Origin of the sequence: Pseudomonas sp. KNUC1026, assembly GCF_021650705.1 — a bacterium.
GTDB lineage: Bacteria > Pseudomonadota > Gammaproteobacteria > Pseudomonadales > Pseudomonadaceae > Aquipseudomonas.
In genome coordinates this window covers 4,116,768-4,133,975 of sequence record NZ_CP087138.1, presented here as the reverse complement: position 1 = coordinate 4,133,975, position 17,208 = coordinate 4,116,768, and the positions used below count along the sequence as shown (strand labels likewise).

General features: G+C 68.1%; 9 protein-coding genes and 3 pseudogenes. All 12 read left to right on the top strand.

The genetic code is table 11. From position 1 onward, the window contains the following. Positions 1-138: 138 nt before the first annotated feature. The 12 genes and pseudogenes from tagH (at position 139) to tagQ (ending at position 17,143) form a co-directional block, all read left to right on the top strand. A complete protein-coding gene (tagH, locus tag LN139_RS19500; protein WP_236355696.1) occupies positions 139-1,521 on the top strand; it encodes a type VI secretion system-associated FHA domain protein TagH in 1,383 nt (460 codons plus the stop codon). 24 nt (positions 1,522-1,545) lie between these two features. Then, positions 1,546-2,058: a type VI secretion system lipoprotein TssJ gene (tssJ, locus tag LN139_RS19495; RefSeq protein WP_236355690.1), complete on the top strand. Its 513-nt coding sequence runs from the start codon at positions 1,546-1,548 to the stop codon at positions 2,056-2,058. A gap of 15 nt (positions 2,059-2,073) precedes the next feature. Further along, on the top strand, positions 2,074-3,408 hold the full coding sequence (gene tssK / locus LN139_RS19490; RefSeq protein WP_236355679.1) for a type VI secretion system baseplate subunit TssK: 1,335 nt from the start codon (positions 2,074-2,076) through the stop codon (positions 3,406-3,408). A 6-nt stretch (positions 3,409-3,414) separates the two neighbouring features. Further along, positions 3,415-4,722 carry a DotU family type VI secretion system protein gene (locus LN139_RS19485; RefSeq protein WP_236355667.1) on the top strand — a complete coding sequence of 436 codons (1,308 nt, stop codon included), beginning with the start codon at positions 3,415-3,417 and terminating at the stop codon, positions 4,720-4,722. After that, positions 4,719-8,215, top strand: a pseudogene (tssM, locus tag LN139_RS19480) (type VI secretion system membrane subunit TssM). Before LN139_RS19485 ends, tssM begins: the two are co-directional and overlap by 4 nt. Next, positions 8,212-8,859, top strand: a complete 648-nt coding sequence (gene tagF / locus LN139_RS19475; protein ID WP_236355663.1) for a type VI secretion system-associated protein TagF — start codon at positions 8,212-8,214, stop codon at positions 8,857-8,859. Before tssM ends, tagF begins: the two are co-directional and overlap by 4 nt. A gap of 2 nt (positions 8,860-8,861) precedes the next feature. Beyond that, entirely contained in the window at positions 8,862-9,581 is a 720-nt protein-coding gene (locus LN139_RS19470) for a PP2C family protein-serine/threonine phosphatase (RefSeq protein WP_329610973.1), read from the top strand. Positions 9,582-9,642: 61 nt separating this feature from the next. Then, positions 9,643-12,560 (top strand): annotated as a pseudogene (locus LN139_RS19465) (serine/threonine-protein kinase). Further along, positions 12,557-13,270, top strand: a complete 714-nt coding sequence (locus LN139_RS19460; RefSeq protein ID WP_236355662.1) for an ABC transporter ATP-binding protein — start codon at positions 12,557-12,559, stop codon at positions 13,268-13,270. The pseudogene LN139_RS19465 and the gene LN139_RS19460 overlap by 4 nt, the downstream one beginning before the upstream one ends. Then, positions 13,270-14,475, top strand: a complete 1,206-nt coding sequence (locus tag LN139_RS19455) for an ABC transporter permease (RefSeq protein ID WP_236360524.1) — start codon at positions 13,270-13,272, stop codon at positions 14,473-14,475. Before LN139_RS19460 ends, LN139_RS19455 begins: the two co-directional genes overlap by 1 nt. A gap of 16 nt (positions 14,476-14,491) precedes the next feature. Continuing rightward, positions 14,492-16,208 (top strand): annotated as a pseudogene (locus LN139_RS19450) (formylglycine-generating enzyme family protein). 2 nt (positions 16,209-16,210) lie between these two features. Beyond that, the gene (gene tagQ, locus LN139_RS19445; protein ID WP_236355661.1) at positions 16,211-17,143 is read left to right on the top strand and encodes a type VI secretion system-associated lipoprotein TagQ; all 933 of its coding nucleotides are present in this window, start codon (positions 16,211-16,213) and stop codon (positions 17,141-17,143) included. Positions 17,144-17,208 lie beyond the last annotated feature (65 nt).

Below are 17,208 nucleotides of genomic sequence, written 5' to 3'. Positions count from 1 at the left end.
TTTCGCTGTCGCGAAGTACTGGCAAACTCCAGCGAAACAGCCGCCAAAATCAGGGATTAGAGCCGTCGGCGAAATGGGCAGGGTAGTTGTACCCGCGTCCCATCACGCTACGTCGAGGCGGGTCTAGAGAGGAACTCGATGCCACTGCAGCTGACCATCACCAGCTATCACAAGATCACCCCGGGCCAGCGCGCCGAGGTGTGGGTGAGCGAAGGTGTGCTGTCGATCGGTCGCGGCACCGACAACGACTGGGTGCTGCCCGACCCCGAGCGCCTGGTTTCCTCGCGCCACTGCCTGGTGCAGTACCGCGATGGTCATTACTACCTCACCGATACCAGCACCAACGGCGTCGAACTGCTCAAGGCCGGCATTCGCCTGCGCCGGGGCAACAGCGAGCGGCTGGAGCATGGCGAGGTGATTCGCCTGGGTGACTACGAGATCGAGGTGGGTATCGAGCAGGCTTCGGCTGCCGGCTTCGACCTGGGCGGGCAGGGCGTGGAGAGTTTCGAGGCGTTGCTCAACCCGCCGCCGGCGCCCGAGCCGCTGCGGTTTCCGGCGCAGTTCGAACAGGCTTCGGCGATGGACACCCTGCCAGACCTGTTCGACTTCCTCGCCCCGGCTGCGCCGGCCCAGGATGCGCGCCACGATCACGTACCTGCCGAGCAGCATGACTTCCGCCCGCCGCAACCACTGGCGCCTGCGCCGCCGCCCGAGCCCATGCCCGCGCCCCAGAGTGGCGCGCCGATCCTGCCGGAGTGGGACTTTCTCAGCGACGAGCCCGCGCCTCAAGTGGTGCCTGAGCCGGCGCCTGCTCCAGTGCCCGAGCCGCCCCGAAAGCCAGCCGCCCCGCCGCCCCAGCAGACCCTGCCGCCCACCCCGGTAGCGCCCGCCACGCCCGTGCCGCCTGTTGCCCAGGCCACACCTGCCCCCGCCGGCGACGCCGTGTTGCAGGCTTTTCTGCGTGGCGCCCGGCTGGAACACCTGCGCATCGACGCCGAACAGGCTGCCGCGCAGATGGAGCACCTGGGCCGCAGCTATCGGCTGATGGTCGAAGGCCTGATCGACGTGCTGCGCGCGCGCAGCAGCCTCAAGGGCGAGTTCCGCATGCAGCAGACCACCATCCAGCCGTTGGAAAACAACCCGCTCAAGTTCGCCCCCAATGCCGACGAGGCGCTGATGTTGCTGCTGCGCCACGGCAACCGGGCGTTCATGGCCCCCGACGAGGCGGTCAAGGACAGCTTCGATGACCTGCGTGCCCACCAGCTGGCCGTGATGGCCGGTGTGCAGGCGGCGATTCGGCATCTGCTGGAGCGCTTCGAGCCCAAGGCGCTGGAGGCCCGCCTGGCCCCGGCCGGCGGGCTCACCGGCCTGCTCAGCTCACGCGACGCCCGCAACTGGCAGCAATTCACCGAGCTTTACCAGAACATCGCTCGCGAGGCAGAAGACGACTTCCAGGACCTGTTCGGTCGGGAGTTCAGCCGCGCGTATGAACAACAGAGCGCACGACTGCGCCGAGAATAGAGCTGCCTGGACAGACTGCCGATCATGACGATCCTCAAGCCACTGATGGCTGCACGCCGCGCCAGTTTATTCCTGGCCTGCGCCCTTGCTCTGGCTGCCTGTGGGCATGCCCAGCCCGATGAGCCGGTTGCCGCCGACCAGGGCCCGGCGCAGTTGGTGCTGCATTTTTCTGCCAACCCTTCGCTCAACCCTGGCACTGAAGGCCAGCCGACCCCGGTGCGGGTTCGTGTATTCGAGCTGCGCAACGCCGGGCGCTTTCGCGGCGCCGACTACTTCGCGCTGGCCGAACAACCCGGCCAGGCGCTGGGCGACGACCTCATCGACCGCGACGAGCTGCTGGTGCAACCCGGCGAACAGCGCGACCTGGTGCGCCGCGTGAACCCGGCCACGCGCCAGGTCGGCATCGTGGTGGGCTATCGCGCACTGGACCGTGCGCAATGGCGCGACGTCATCGAGCTGCCGGCCGACGGCCGCGGCGACTATCAGATCAGCCTCGACGTGCATGCCATCCGCAGCGCGCCGGTGCTCACTCCGTAAGGCCCGGGAGGCAGCATGTCGTGGAATAACCGTGTGATCTGGTCTGAGGGCATGTTCCTGCGGCCGCAGCACTTCCAGCAGCACGACCGTTACCTGGAGCAACTGGTGGAAGCGCGCAGCCGCCCGTTCGGCGCAGGCGGCTGGGGCTTCTCCGAGCTGATGATCGACACCGCGCTGCTGGCCCAGGGCAAGCTGGGCATCGTCTCGGCCAAGGGCCTGCTGCCCGATGGCACGCCGTTCGATATCCCGCGCCACGATCCGGCCCCCGCACCGCTGGCGATTGCCGATTCACTGCGCGATGGCGTGGTGTACCTGGCGATGCCGCTGCGCCGGCCCGGCAGCCGCGACACCGTCGATGAAGGCGAGCCGAGCGGTGGCGCGCGTTATCTGAGCCAGGTGCGTGAAGTGCGTGACGATAATGCCGCCTTCGAAAACCGCGCCCCGGTGGCGGTCGGCAGCCAGTTGCTGCGCCTGCTCACCGAGGCCGACGGCCTGGCCGAGCACGCGGCCATCGGTGTGGTGCGGGTGCGCGAGAAGCGTGCCGACCGCGCTCTGGTGCTCGATGAACAGTACATCCCGCCAGTGCTCGACATCGCCGCCAGCGCGGTGCTGTCGAACTTCGCCCGTGAAGTGCCGGGCCTGCTGCGCCAGCGCGGCGAAGCCCTCGCCGGGCGGGTCGTCGCCAGCAGCGCCGGTGGTGCCTCGGAAATTGCCGATTTCATGCTGCTGCAACTGTGCAACCGCACCGAGCCGCTGTTCAGCCACCTGGCCAACCTGAGCCCGGTACACCCCGAACGGCTTTACACCGAGCTGCTGGCGCTGGCCGGCGAGTTCGCGACCTTCTCCAGTGCCGAGCGCCGCGCCGAGCCTTTCGCGGTGTACAACCACGATGACCTGCAAGGCACCTATGCCCGGCTGATGGCCGCGCTGCGCGAGGCACTGGCGATGCTGATCGACAGCAAGGCGGTGGCCATTCCCATCGTCGAAAAAGCCTTCGGCGTGCACGTGGCCATGCTCAACGACCGCAGCCTGCTCGAAAACGCCACCTTCGTGCTGGTGGTGCGCGCCGACATGGACGCCACCACCCTGCGCAACCACTTCGTGCAGCAAAGCAAGGTCGGCCCGGTGGAGCACATCCGCGACCTGGTCAACCTGCAACTGCCCGGCATCGGCCTGCTGCCACTGCCCGTGGCGCCACGGCAACTGCCGTATCACGCAGGCTCCAGCTATTTCGAGCTGGACCGAGGCAACGAGCTGTGGAAGCAACTGGCGCAGTCCGGCGGCTTCGCCTTCCACATGGGTGGCCAGTTCCCTGGCCTGAGCCTGGCCTTCTGGGCCATCCGAGGGTAAGCCGCAATGAGCCAGGAACCGCCGATCAACGACCGCACCCTGATCATGCCGCGCCCCGGTGGGCGGGGCGCACCTGCCGCCGAGCCCGCGCCTGCACCCGCACCACAGCGGGCGGTGCCTCAGGGCGCACCTTTGCCGGTGGGCCAGGGCCTTGGCATGAACCCGCTCGAAAGCGCCGCCGCGCCGATGCTTGCGCTGCTCACGCGCTTGCGCAACACCCTCGCGCACCCTGCTCCGGCGAGCCTGCGTGCCCAGCTGTTGGGCCATCTGCGCCAGTTCGAGCAACGCGCCGAGGGCGCGGGCGTGGCGCGTAACGAGGTGCTGCTGGCGCGTTACGTGCTGTGCACCGCGCTGGACGAAGCCGTACTCAGCACCCCATGGGGCAGCAGCAGCGAATGGAACAAGCAGAGCCTGCTGGTGACCGTGCACAACGAGGCCTGGGGCGGTGAAAAGTCTTTCCAGTTGCTGGAGCACTGCCTGCAAAGCCCGCGTGAGCGGCTCTACCTGCTGGAGCTGTTGTACCTGTGCATGAGCCTGGGTTTCGAAGGCCGTTATCGCGTGCTGCAGAACGGCCGTAGCCAGCTTGAGGCGCTGCGTGAGCGCACGGCGGCAGCAATCCGTACCGCCCGTGGCGAGCACGAGCGCGAGCTGTCGCCGCATTGGCGCGGCGTGGTGGTGGCGGCTGATCGGCTGCGCCAGTTCCTGCCGCCGTGGGTGGCCGTGGCGGCCGCCGTGGCCTTGCTGCTGGCGTTGCTGGTGACGCTGCGCATGTTGCTGGCGGCCGATGCGGAGCCGGTGTTCAAGCGCATTCATGCCCTGGGCGAAATCCCGGTGCAGTCGATCGCGCCTGCGGTGCCGGCACCGCGCGTGGTCGAGCAACCGCGCCTGGCAGGCTTTCTGGCCGAGGAAATCCGTGCAGGCAAGGTGTCGGTCGAAGACGCCGCCGACCGTTCCATCGTGACCATCCGGGGCGATGAGCTGTTCGCTTCGGCCAGCGCCAGTATCAAGGGCAACTTCCAGCCGCTGATGCAGCGCATCGGCGAGGCGGTGCGGCAGGTCAAGGGCCGGGTGCTGATCACCGGGCACAGCGACAACCAGCCGATCGCCACCTTGCGCTTCCCGTCGAACTGGAAGCTGTCCCAGGCCCGCGCCGAGGAAGTGCGGCAGATTCTCGTGGCCGCCACCGGCCAGCCACAACGCTTCAGCGCCGAAGGCCGAAGCGACACCGAACCCAAGGCCAGCAACGCCACCGCCGACGGCCGTGCGCAAAACCGCCGAGTGGAAATCACCGTATTCGCGGAGGGCGCGCAGTGAAGGCGTTTCTACAGTTCATGGTGCGCTGGGTAGTCCCGGTGCTGGGCTTGATCGCGCTGTCGCTGATCATCTGGTTCATCGGGCCGGTGTTCGATGCGCTGGTGCCCGAAGGGCGCCGCTGGGCGCTGATCGTGCTGTTGTTCGCGCTGTGGGGCCTGTGGCGCGCCTGGCGCTGGTGGCAGGCGCGCCAGCAGGCGGCCAAGGTGCTCGCCAGCATGGCCCAGGACACTCCGCCGGATGCCGCCAGCGTCGCCACCGCCGAAGAGCTGGCCACCCTGCGCCAGCGCATGGACGAAGCCGTTGCCCTGCTCAAGAAGGCCCGCCTGGGCGGTGACGAGCGGCGCAGCCTTTACGAGCTGCCCTGGTACGTGATCATCGGCCCGCCCGGCGCCGGCAAAACAACGGCGCTGGTGAACTCGGGCTCAACTTCCCGCTCGCCGCACAGATGGGCGCCGGCGCTGTGCGCGGTGTGGGCGGCACGCGCCATTGCGACTGGTGGTTCACCGACCAGGCGGTGCTGCTCGACACCGCCGGCCGCTACACCACCCAGGACAGCCACGCGCAGGTCGACAAGGCCGCCTGGCAGGGTCTCGACCTGCTCAAGCAGAACCGCGCGCAGCGCCCCATCGACGGTGCGTTCGTTGCCATCAGCCTGGCCGACCTGTTGCTGGGCAGCGAGCAGGAGCGCGCCGCCCATGCCGCAGCGATCCGCGCGCGCATTCAGGAACTGCAGACCCGCCTGGGTGTGCGCTTCCCGGTGTACGTGATGCTCACCAAGCTCGACCTGCTGCCCGGCTTCATGGAGTTCTACGACGACCTGGACCGCGAAGCCCGCGCGCAGGTGTGGGGCATGACTTTCCCGCTCGACGACGCCAGGCAGGCAGACGGCGCGCTCGGCCTGGTGCCGGCCGAGCTGGACGCACTGGAGCAGCGCCTGACCGAGCGCCTGGTCGATCGCCTGCAACACGAGCGCGACCCGGCGCGGCGCGACCTGATCTACGGCTTCCCGCAGCAGTTCGCCGGCCTCAAAGCCTTGCTCGCCGGCTTTCTGAATGCGGTGTTCCAGCCCAACCCCTACGAGCAGCCTGCCTTGTTGCGGGGGCTGTACTTCACCAGCGGCACCCAGGAGGGCAGCCCGATCGACCGCATGATCGGCGCCATGGCCCAGAGCATGAACCTGGACCGGCAACACCTGGCGCGACAGAACGGCACCGGCCGCAGCTACTTCCTGCAACGGCTGTTCAACGATGTGGCCTTCGCCGAACGCGGGCTGGTAGGCAGCGACCCGGCCGTGGAGCGCCGCCGCCGCTGGGTGGCTCGTGGCACCCTGGCGGCCACCGCCGTGCTGGTATTGGCGGTGTGCGTTGTGTGGGCCTTGAGCTACCGTGCCAACCGCGCCTACATCGATGCCGTTGACCAGCGAGTGACACCGCTGGCCGAAGCGGTGCGCCAACTGAGCCCGGCACAGCGGCAGATCATCGCCACGCTGCCCTTGCTCGACACCACCCGCCACCTGGCCGGCGACGCTCCGGCCTGGGCCCAGGGCAGCGGCCTGTACCAGGGCGACATGCTGCAAAGCGAAGCGGCCAGCGTGTACCGCAAGCTGCTGATCGCGACCTTCGCGCCGCGCCTGGTGACCCGCGTCGAGGAGCAACTGCACGGCGACGGGCATTCGGACTTTCTCTACGAAGGCCTGAAGGCCTACCTGATGCTCGGCGACAGCGAGCATTACGATCCGGAGTTCCTGATGGCCTGGGTTCGCCTGGACTGGGACCGCAACCTGGGCAACGCCGTGACCCCGCAACAGCGCGCGGCCCTGGATGAGCACCTGCAGGCGCTGTTCGCCGAGCAACCGCCCAGCGCCCGGCTCGACCAACGGCTGATCGACGACGTGCGCCGGCAACTGGCGCAACTGCCGGTGGCCCAGCGCGTGTACGACCGCATCAGGCGCCAGAAGCTGCCGGCCGACGTGCCCGGCTTCAGCATCGCCGATGCCGCCGGCCGCGACGCTGCACTGATCTTCACCCGCAAGAGCGGCAAACCCCTGGCCGAGCCGCTGAGCGGGTTCTACACAGCCAAGGGCTACCACCAGGTATTCCTGCGCGGCAGCCTGAGCCAGGCCACCACACTTGCCGAGGAACAGTGGGTGCTGGGGCGCAGCGTCAACGGCGCCGAGGACGCGCTGAACCTTGCGCAGGACGTACGCCGGCTCTACTTCGCCGACTACCAGCGGCAGTGGGATGCCTCGCTGGCCGACATCGACTTCGTGCCGGTCACCAGCATCGGCCAGGCCGCCGATGTGCTGCGGGTGATCTCCGGGCCTACGTCGCCAGTGAAAAAGCTGCTTGAAGCGGTGGCCGAGCAGACCAACCTGCAAGCCCAGGACCAGGCGCTGGTAGCCAAGGTGGCGCCGGCTGACGGCACCGCCGACAAGCTGCGCCAGCGCCTGGGTGCGCTGGTCGGCCAGGATGCGCCGGCGGCGGCCGAAGCACCGGTTGCCAGTACGGACCCGGTCACGGCGCATTTCGCTGAGCTCAACGCCATGGTCGCCAAAGGCGATGGCCCGGCGCCGATCGACGCGCTGCTCAGCGACCTGAACGCGCTGTACGTGCAAGTGAGCGGGATGGTGGGTGCCAGCGGCGACGCGCTGCTGGGCGAAGCCAAGAACCAGGCCGGCGCTGCCGCAGCGCGCGCCAGCCTGACTGCCGAGCGCACTCCGCCCGTATTGCAGGGCATGGTGAAGTCGGTGGTCGCTAGCACCAATGCCATGGTCATGGGCGGCGTGCGCAGCCAGCTCAACGCCGCCTGGGCCAGCGATGTGGTCAGCGTCTGGCGCCAGTCGCTGGCCGGGCGCTACCCGCTGGTCAGCAGCAGCCCGCGCGACGCCACGCTGGATGATGTCGGCCAGTTCTTCGGCGTGGGTGGGGTGCTGGACACGTACTTCCGTCGCTACCTGCAACCCTACGTGGACACCTCCGCCAACCCGTGGCGCTGGCAGCCGGGTGCTGCGCAGAAACTGGGGATTTCGCCCGGCGCGCTGGCGACCTTCCAGCGTGCACAGGCGATTCGCGATGCCTGGTTTCGCAGCGGCGGCACTCAGCCTTCTGTGCGCTTCGAGCTCAAACCAATCGACATGAGCCCTGAGATCAGCCAGTTCCTGCTCGACCTGGACGGCCAGCAAGTGAGCTACGACCACGGCCCCGCGCGGCCGGTCGCGTTGCAATGGCCCAGTGCCAATGGCGCGGGCCTGGTGCGCCTGGCGATCACGCCACCGCCTGCCAGCGGCCGCTCGGGCCTGACCCTCGATGGCCCGTGGGCGTGGTTCCGCCTGTTGCAGCAGTCGGACCTGGCCAGCAGCGGCTCGCCTGACCGCTTCACCCTGCGCCTGAAGGTCGACAACGCCAGCATCAGCTATGAGCTGCGCGCCAGCAGTGCCTTCAACCCTTTCCGCAACCAGGCGCTGGCCGGGTTCAGCCTGCCGGAGCGTTTATGAGCGGCACAGGTTTCTACGGCAAGCTCGCCAGCCGCGGCGACTTCGTCAGCCGCGGGTTGCCGCCGTCGTTCATCACTGCGTGGGATGCCTGGCTGGCAGCGGGCATCGCCCACAGCCAGGCGGCGATGGGCGAAGGCTGGTTGCAGGCTTACCTGGTCAGCCCGTTGTGGCGATTCGCTGCGGCGCCCGGTGTGTGTGGCGAGCAGGCAGTGGCCGGCGTGGTGATGCCCAGCGTTGATCGCGTGGGGCGGTATTTTCCGTTGACGGTGGCCTGCGTGCTGCCGGCCGATGCAGACCTCGCCGGCCTGCCGGGCGGGCATGAAGCCTGGTTTGGCCAGGCCGAGGCGCTGATGCTGCACAGCCTGGAGGAGGGCGCAGGGTTCGAGGCTTTCGAGGCGGGCGTGCAAGCGCTCCCGCCGCTGGTGTTGGGCCAGGCCGCCAAGGGCGAGCAGCACGGCCCTTGGGCACGGCTTGCCAGCCTGGACAACAACGTTGCGCGCCACTGGTTGCAGCACTGGGCTTGCCAGGGCGCAAGCCTGTGGTGGGGCGAGGGCAGCGAGCAGGTGGCCGCCGGCGTGCGCCGCTGCGATGGCCTGCCTCCCGCGCCGGCCTTTGCCGGCCTGCTTGGCGCACAAGGAGCATGAGTGTGGCGTTGGTATTCAAGTCGGCCAGCTACAGCCACGTCGGGATGGTCCGCCAGGTCAACGAAGACGCGTGCCTGGATCTGCCAGCGGCAGGCCTGTGGGTGGTGGCCGACGGCATGGGTGGCCACGCGGCCGGCGACTATGTAAGCAACCTGATCGTCGACCGCCTGCGCGGGCTGGAGAGCGCGTTGTCGCTGCCGGTGTTCACCAGCCTGGTGTGCGCCGAGCTTGACCGCGTCAACACCCAGGTGTGCGAGCAGAGCCAGCGCGTCGACGGCCAGCGCATGGGCAGCACCGTGGTGGTGCTGGCCATGCGCGAGGCCCAGGGGTTTCGCCTGTGGGCCGGCGACAGCCGCCTGTATCGCCTGCGTGAAGGCGCTTTGCAGAGCCTGTCCAAGGACCACAGCTACGTGCAGGGCCTGGTCGACAGCGGCCTGCTCAGCGAGGCCGACGCACGGCTGCACCCGCGCTCGAACATCGTCACCCGCGCCGTCGGCGTGGCCGACGACCTCGAACTGGACAGCGCCAGTTTCGAGGTACGCGAGGGCGATACCTACCTGCTGTGCAGCGACGGCCTGAACAAGACGGCCGACGACGACGAAATCCGCGGCGTGCTCGCCCATGCCGACCCTTACACCGTGGTGCGCAGCCTGGTCCACCTGGGCCTGACCCGCGGCGCCCCCGACAACATCACCGCAGTGGTCGTGAAGGTCAGCCGATGAAAGCCCCCTTAACGTGCAGATCCCCGGCTACACCCTCGACGGCGAGATCGGCGAAGGCGCCATGGCCAATGTATACCTGGCCACCCAGGTGTCGCTGGAGCGCAAGGTAGCCCTGAAGGTGATGAGCCAGGCACTGGCCGCTGACCCGGTGTTCTGCGAGCGCTTCCTGCGCGAGGGGCGCACGCTGGCGCGGCTGTCGCACCCCAGCACCGTGACCATTCACGACATCGGCAACGTCGGCGAGCTGTACTACATGGCCATGGAGTACCTGCCCAACGGCACGCTGCGCGAGCGTCTGGCGGAAGGCATCAGGCCCGAGCAGGGCCTGGCATGGCTGCGGCAGATCGCCAGCGCCCTGGGCTACGCGCACCGCCAGGGCCTGGTGCACCGTGACGTGAAGCCGGCCAACATTCTGTTTCGTGCCGACGGCACAGCCGTGCTGTCGGACTTCGGCATCGCCAAGTCCCTCGATGACCGTACCCAGTTCACCCAGGCCGGCTTCGCGGTGGGCACCCCCAGCTACATGAGCCCGGAGCAGGCGCGCGGCCAGGAAGTCGACGGCCGCGCCGACCTCTACGCGCTCGGCGTGGTGATGTATGAAATCCTGGTGGGCGAGCTGCCCTACCGCGGCAGCGATGCGCTGTCCACGGCACTGGCGCATTTGACCGAACCCTTGCCGGCCCTGCCGCCGCTGCATGGGCGTTACCAGCCCATTCTCAGCCGGTTGCTGGCCAAGGCGCCGGACGAGCGCTTCAGCACCGCCGAAGAACTCGTCGCAGCGCTGGATGCCCTGCCAGCCGACGATGAAATCACCTTGATCCGCCCGGTGCCGGCGGTTTCCCAGGCAACCGAGCAGAGCCTGGCGGGCATGACCCCGGTCAGCATCGACATTCCCCGAGGCGCGCCGGCTTCGCCTGCCGCCGTTGCCGCCGCCACGCGCCCGGCACCCCCGGCCAAAGGTGGCCGTGGCCCGTTGCTGGCAGTGAGCGCACTGGCGCTTGCCGTGGCGCTGGCTGCCGGTGGCTGGTGGTCGTTCAAGCCCGCCGGCCAGGCGCCAGCCAGCGCCAGCAAGGCCCCGGCCAGTGCGCCGGTGGCCGCCCAGGCTGGCACACCGGCTGCAGCGCAACCGCCTGTGGACAACGGCAGCCATCCCTTGCTGATGCCGGGTAAGAAAACCCTGTACCAGCGCGTGCTCAGCCAGCCCGGCGCTACTCTGCGCGAGCAGCCCGGTGGCAACGCTGGCACAGCGATCCCGACCTTCTCGGTGCTCTACGTCTACCAGCGCCAGGACCAGAACGGCCAGCCGTGGTTGCAGGTAGGCGCTTCCAGCGACGGCCAGCCCGAAGGCTGGCTGCCTGCAAGCCAGGCCAGTGACTGGAAGCAAAGCCTGGTGCTCAAGTTCACCGAGCGCTCCGGGCGCGACCCGGTGATGTTCCTGCGTGACCCGAAAACCGTGGAGAAGCTGCTCGCCAACCCCGGCAGCGCGCGCAAGGCACTCGACCAGGCCCAGGCCAACCCCAGCGACAACAGCCAGGTGCTGGCGCTGGAACCCAAGGCCAGCGCTGTGCCGCAGGATCGCTTCTACCTGCTGCCGATCTTCGAGGCCAAAGAGAGCTTCGATCAGAACGGCCTGCCGGTGCAGTTGCTCAACATCGCCTCCATCGACCCTGGCCAGGCGGCGCCCGCCAGCACGGGCGCTGCGGCGCAGGCCTTCCGTACCGGCGTGGTGCTGGTGGTCGACACCTCCATGTCGATGCAGCCGTACATCGACCAGGTCAACGAGGTGGTGGGCAACATCCAGCAGCGCATGGCCGAGCGTGGCGAACTGGGCAGCGTCGATTTCGGCATGGTGGGCTTTCGTAACAGCGTGAAGAAAACTCCGGGCCTGGAATACCTGGCCAAAACGCTCATCCCGCTGGGCAAGGGCAGCGACCCGCAGGCGTTTCTGAACCAGGCGCGGCAGGTCAAAGCCACTGCCGTCAACAGCGCTTCGTTCGATGAAGACGCCTTCGCCGGCGTGATGCAGGCGGTCGATGAGATGGACTGGTCGCCCTATGGCGCGCGGGTCATCCTGTTGATCACTGATGCCGGCGCCCTGCGCAAGAACAACCCGCTGAGCTCCACCGGCATGAACGAAGCCGAGGTGCGCCAGGCCGCAGCCGGCAAGCAGATCAAGATTTTCGCGCTGCACCTGCAAACCCCGGCCGGCACGCGCGACCACGGCTTTGCCGAGCAGCAGTACCGCACCCTCACTGCCGACGCCAACCCGCGCATCGGCGACCTGTATGTGCCGGTGCCCGGCGGCGACGTCGCCCGCTTCGGCGAGCGTGTGGGCGAGATCGGTGCGGTATTCGCCGACCTCGCCCATCAGGTGCGCCAGGGCCAGGCCCTGCCATCGCCACAACTGGCCGGCGCGCCGAGCCTTGTGGATAAGTCCGCTGCAGTCGGCTACGCGATGCACATGGATTTCTCGGCCGCCACGACAACAACCGTGCGCCCGCGCTGGTCAGCGCCTGGACCGCCGACCGCGACCTGGCCAACCCGGCGCTGCCGGCCTTTCAGGTGTGCGCGCCGCCGAGCAAGTTGCAGCTCAACGAATTGCAGCAGTCGCTCAAGCTGATCGTCGATGCCGCGCGAGCCACCAAAACTTCACCCAAGGACTTCTTCCAGCAGATCGCCAGTGCCAGCGCCTACATGAGCCGCGACCCCAGCGCCTTGCGCCAGGGCGGCAACCTGGCGGCCAGCGGCGTGCTGGGCGAATACCTGCAAGGCCTGCCGTATCGCAGCAAGGTGCTGGGCATGACCCAGGACCTCTGGCTGTCGCTGAGCGTGGCCGAGCAGGAAGACTTCATCGACGAGCTGGAGTCGAAGATCCGCCTGTACGAAACCTTCCACAACGACGTGGCCAACTGGGTGCGCTTCGGCAATGCCGAACCGGGCGACGCCTTGTACCGCGTGCCACTGTCGACGCTGCCATGATTCATTTGCTCAACGTGCGCAAGCAGCGTGGCCAGGGCGCCCAGCGCTACACCCTGGAAGTGCCGGCCTGGCACATCGCGCCGGGTGAGCGCTGGGCGCTGGTCGGCCCCAGCGGCAGCGGCAAGAGCAGCGTGCTTGACCTGCTGGCGCTGGTGGCCGCGCCCAGCGAGGCCGAACGCTTCAGCTGGCGCATGGCGGGTGTGGAACACGATGTGGCGCGGCTGTGGCAGCAAGGCCGGCAGGAGCGGTTGGCCGGGCTGCGCGGCGAGCACCTGGGCTATGTGCTGCAAACCGGCGGGCTGCTCGGCTACCTGAGCGTGCGCGGCAACATCGCGTTGAGCCGTGAGCTGCTGGGGCTGGCCGATGGTGGCGAGGTCGAGCGCCTGGCCGAGCGGCTGGACATCACCGGGCTGCTGCGCCAGCGCCCGTCGCAGTTGTCGGTGGGCCAGCGCCAGCGCGTGAGTTGCGCGCGGGCGCTTGCCCATGGCCCGGCGCTGGTGTTGGCCGATGAGCCCACCGCCGCGCTCGACCCGCTCAATGCCGAGCGGGTGATGAGCCTGCTGCTGGAGCAAGTGCGTGAACAGCAGGCGGGCCTGGTGATTGCCAGCCACGACGAACCTGCCATGCGTGCGGCGGGCCTGCGCATCGCCCGGCTCAACCTGCAGCGCGACACCGACGGCGGCGTGACCGCGCGCCTGGAGGCTGCATGATTCGCACCTCGTTGATCGGCCGCCTGGCCTGGCAGGATTACCGCGACGAATGGCGGCTCTCTGCCTGCGCAGTGCTGGCGCTGGTGGCCGTGCTGGCCCCCCTGCTGGTGCTGTTCGGGCTCAAGGGCGGGCTGGTCGGCAACCTCACCACACAGTTGGAGCGCAGCCCACAAACCCGTGAAATCGTGCCGTTGGCCGGCGCGCGCTTGAGCGGCGAGCAGGTCGACCGCCTGGCCATGCGCGGCGATGTGGCCTTCGCGGTCCCGCGGACCCGGCAGATCGCCGCCACGCTTGAGCTGCGCAAGACCGGTAGCGAAGCCTTGCTGAACACCGCCGAAATGATCCCCACCGCGCCTGGTGACCCCTTGCTGGGTGAGGCCCAGGCACCCGCCGGGCTTGGCTCCGTGATTCTCAGCCATACCTTGGCCGCCAAGCTCGGCGCACAGGCCGGTGACCACCTCGAAGCCTCGATTGGCCGGCAAGTGGCCGGCCAGCCGCAGGCCCGGCAGGTGCCGTTGCAGGTCAGCGCGGTGCTGCCCATCGAAGCATTCGCCCGTGATGGCGTGTTCGCCTCGTTGAGCTTGCTGGAAGCGGCCGAAGACTATCGCGACGGCCGCGCGGTGCCATCACTCGGCTGGCCAGGGGCGGAACCTGCCAACCCTGCCACGCGGGTGTACCCGGCGTTCAGGCTGTATGCGCGCGGCCTCGACGACGTGGAGCCGCTACGCCAGTGGTTCGCCAGCCAGGGCATCACCGTCGCCACCCAGGCCGAATCCATCGCCCAGGTGCGCTCGTTGAGCCACAACCTGTCGGTGGTGTTCTGGATCATCGCTTCGCTGGCCCTCGGTGGCGCCTTCGCCGCCATCGGTGCAGGCACCCTGGCAGCGGTGGAGCGCAAGCGCAAACCGCTGGCAGTGCTGCGGCTGATGGGCTTTCCCCTCGCCGCATTGCTGCTGTTCGTGCAGTTTCAGGCGCTGTACAGCGCTGCCCTGGCGAGCCTGCTCAGTGGCGTGCTGTACCTGCTGGCCTCGCGCTGGCTCAACGAATTGTTCGCAGGCGAACGCGGCGACACTGCCTGTTACCTCGCGGCAGGCCATTACCTGCTGGCGTGCCTGGCCACCTTGGCGCTCAGCGGCCTGGCGGCCACCGCCGGCGGCTGGCGCACCACCCGAATCGAGCCCGCGGAGGGCATTCGTGATGTCTAGAACCTTGATCGCGCTGATGCTGGCGCTGTGCTCGCTGGGGGCTGTGGCCGATGAGGCCGAAAGCACCCCGGACAACCCCAAGCCGCTGGCCGGAGACCTGAGCCTGCCGCTGCCATGCGATGGCGAGATGGTGTTCCGCTATGTGTACGTGCTGGCCCATGGCGCATTGGATGACCGCGAAATCAATCTGGGTTACCCGTTCAGCGAAGGCGAGCCGGGCTACCAGCAGTCGTTCATGTCGGGTTACCGGCGCGACTACATCAGCGGGCCGTTCTCCGTGGGCGACCTGCCCACTGGCTGGCGCAAGGCGGTAACCCCGCTGCTGCCCAAGCCCGAGGCCGGTTCGCCGCTCAAACCGATGATGTACTTCATGGGCAAGTACGAAGTCACTCGGCGCCAGTATCAGCAAGTGATGGCCCAGGCCGACGCGCTGGCAAGCGGCGGCGAAGCGCCAGCGTGCGAAGCCGAGGAGGGCATGGCTGTGCGCCTGCCGGAGGTGAACCTTTCGCACTTCGAGGCCGAACGTTTTGCGGCGGTCTACAGCGCCTGGCTCAACCGTTACCACAAGGACCTGCTGCCGGTCAGCGGCCGTGATGGCAAGGGCGATGACGGTGGCCTGGGCTTCGTGCGCCTGCCCACGGAAGTGGAGTGGGAGTACGCCGCGCGCGGCGGCCAGGCGGTGAGCCGGCAGGAGCTGGAAGCGCGCCTGTTCCCACGGCGCCAGCCGGGCAGCGACCAGGATGCGCCGTTGGCCGACTATGCCGTGTTCAACCAGGTTGCTGGCGGCACTGGCCAGGGCGCGCGGCTGTTGCCGGTAGGCACCAAGCTGCCTAACCCGCTGGGGTTGTTCGACGTGATCGGCAACGCCGCCGAGATGGTCCAGGAGCCGTTCCAGCTGGTGCGCGCCGGGCGCCGCCAGGGCGCTTACGGCGGTTTCGTGGTCAAGGGCGGCAACTACCTGGAAGGTGAGCTGACGCTGTTCACCGGCATGCGCCGTGAGTACCCGCTGTTCGGTGCAGACGGCACCGAGCAGAAGAACGAAACCACCGGCTTTCGCGTGGCTATCGGCGCGCTCTCGGCACCGCGCTCACGCTACAAGGAGCTGTTCGACCAGTGGAAAAAGGACGGCCGCCTGGCCAACCTGACCGACGCCATCGACAACACCCAGGACCCTACCCAGCGCCTGGACGGCATCATCGCCGCCGCCAGCGCCGACCCCAAGCTCCAGGCCGAGCTGGGCCAGGTGAACGAGGAGCTCAAGCGCAACGTGGCGTTGATCGCCCAGCAGCGTGAAGAGGCGGCCGGCAACCTGAATCCAGTCGGCTGCGTTGGTGGCCGAGACCATCAACAACTACAACATTCGCCTGACCAACCTGGCCCAGGGCCGCGACAAGGCCAAGGCTGCCGGCAACCAGGCTGCGGCGCAGGTGTTCGACGCCGCTATCGGCAATGGCCGCAACGCGCTGGACGGCGCCGTGGCGATCTACATCGACAACCTTGCCAGCGGCGCGCGCTACACCGACGCGGTGATCCAGGCGCAGTTTCAGCGGGTCAAGCAAGAACTCGAACGCAAACCCGTGCTGGGCGACAGCCTGGTCGCGCGCGCGACGTTGTTCGTTCGCCATGTAAGCGAATACCGCAAGAACCAGCGGGCCGATGCGCCCGCAATCCTCAAGCAGCTGCTTGCCACAAGCGGCCGCCCAACCAGCCACTCCACCGAAGGAAACCCATGACCATGCAACCGAAGGTATCCCTGACCGCTTTTTCGACCCGCCGTTACGCCTATGCATGCCTGGGCGCCGCATTCGGCCTGGTGCTCGGCGGCTGCGCCGGTAACCCCAGCTCCAAAGTGGGGCAAACCACTCAGGTGCAGTACTACCCCACCTGCTACCAGCCGGTGCAGCAACTGCGTGACAGCGACTCGGCCATGACCAAGTCGGTCGCCACCGGTGCGGTGATCGGCGGCCTGCTCGGCGCTGCTACCGGTGCCCTGGCAACCGACAACAAGGACAAGCGCGGCCGCAACGCTGCCCTCGGCGCCGCCGGTGGTGCCCTGGCCGGTGGTGCAGTGGGTTACTACAACCAGAAACAGCAGCAGATCACTGACGACAAACAGCGCATCGGCTCCTACGCCAGCGACATCGACGCCAGCCGCCAGCAGATCGACCGTAGCGTTGCCTACGCCCAGGCTTCGCAGAACTGCTACAAGACCGAGTTCGCCAACCTGCTGCAAGCGCGCAAGGCCAAGACCGTCAGCGATGACGAAGGCCGCAAGCGCCTGGCCGAAATCGTTGCCGGCCTGCAGGAATCCAACGCTCTGATCGCCCAGGTCGATGGCCGCACCAGCGAAGACCTGAGCTCTTACACCCAGGCCTACGAAAAAGACCTGCAACAAGTGGGCGTTCAGCGCCAGGACGTGGTTGCCGCAGCCACCCCAGCGCCGGTACCGGCCGCCACCACCGGCAAGAAAAAAGCCACCCCGGTGAAGAAGCCTGCCGCCAACGTGCCGGCTGAAGCGGTCAGCACCGAGACCAGCCTGCAGAAAGCCAACGCCAGCCGCGCCCAGAGCAAGCAGGTTGCCGACTCCGGCAAGGCAGCCCTGGAGCTGGTGTGCCGCAGCCCTGACCTGGGCGACTGGGCTCCTTCGACCTGCAAAGCTGCAAGCTAAGCTTCTAGCTTCTAGCTTCTAGCTTCTAGCTTCTAGCTTCTAGCTTCTAGCTTCTAGCTTCTAGC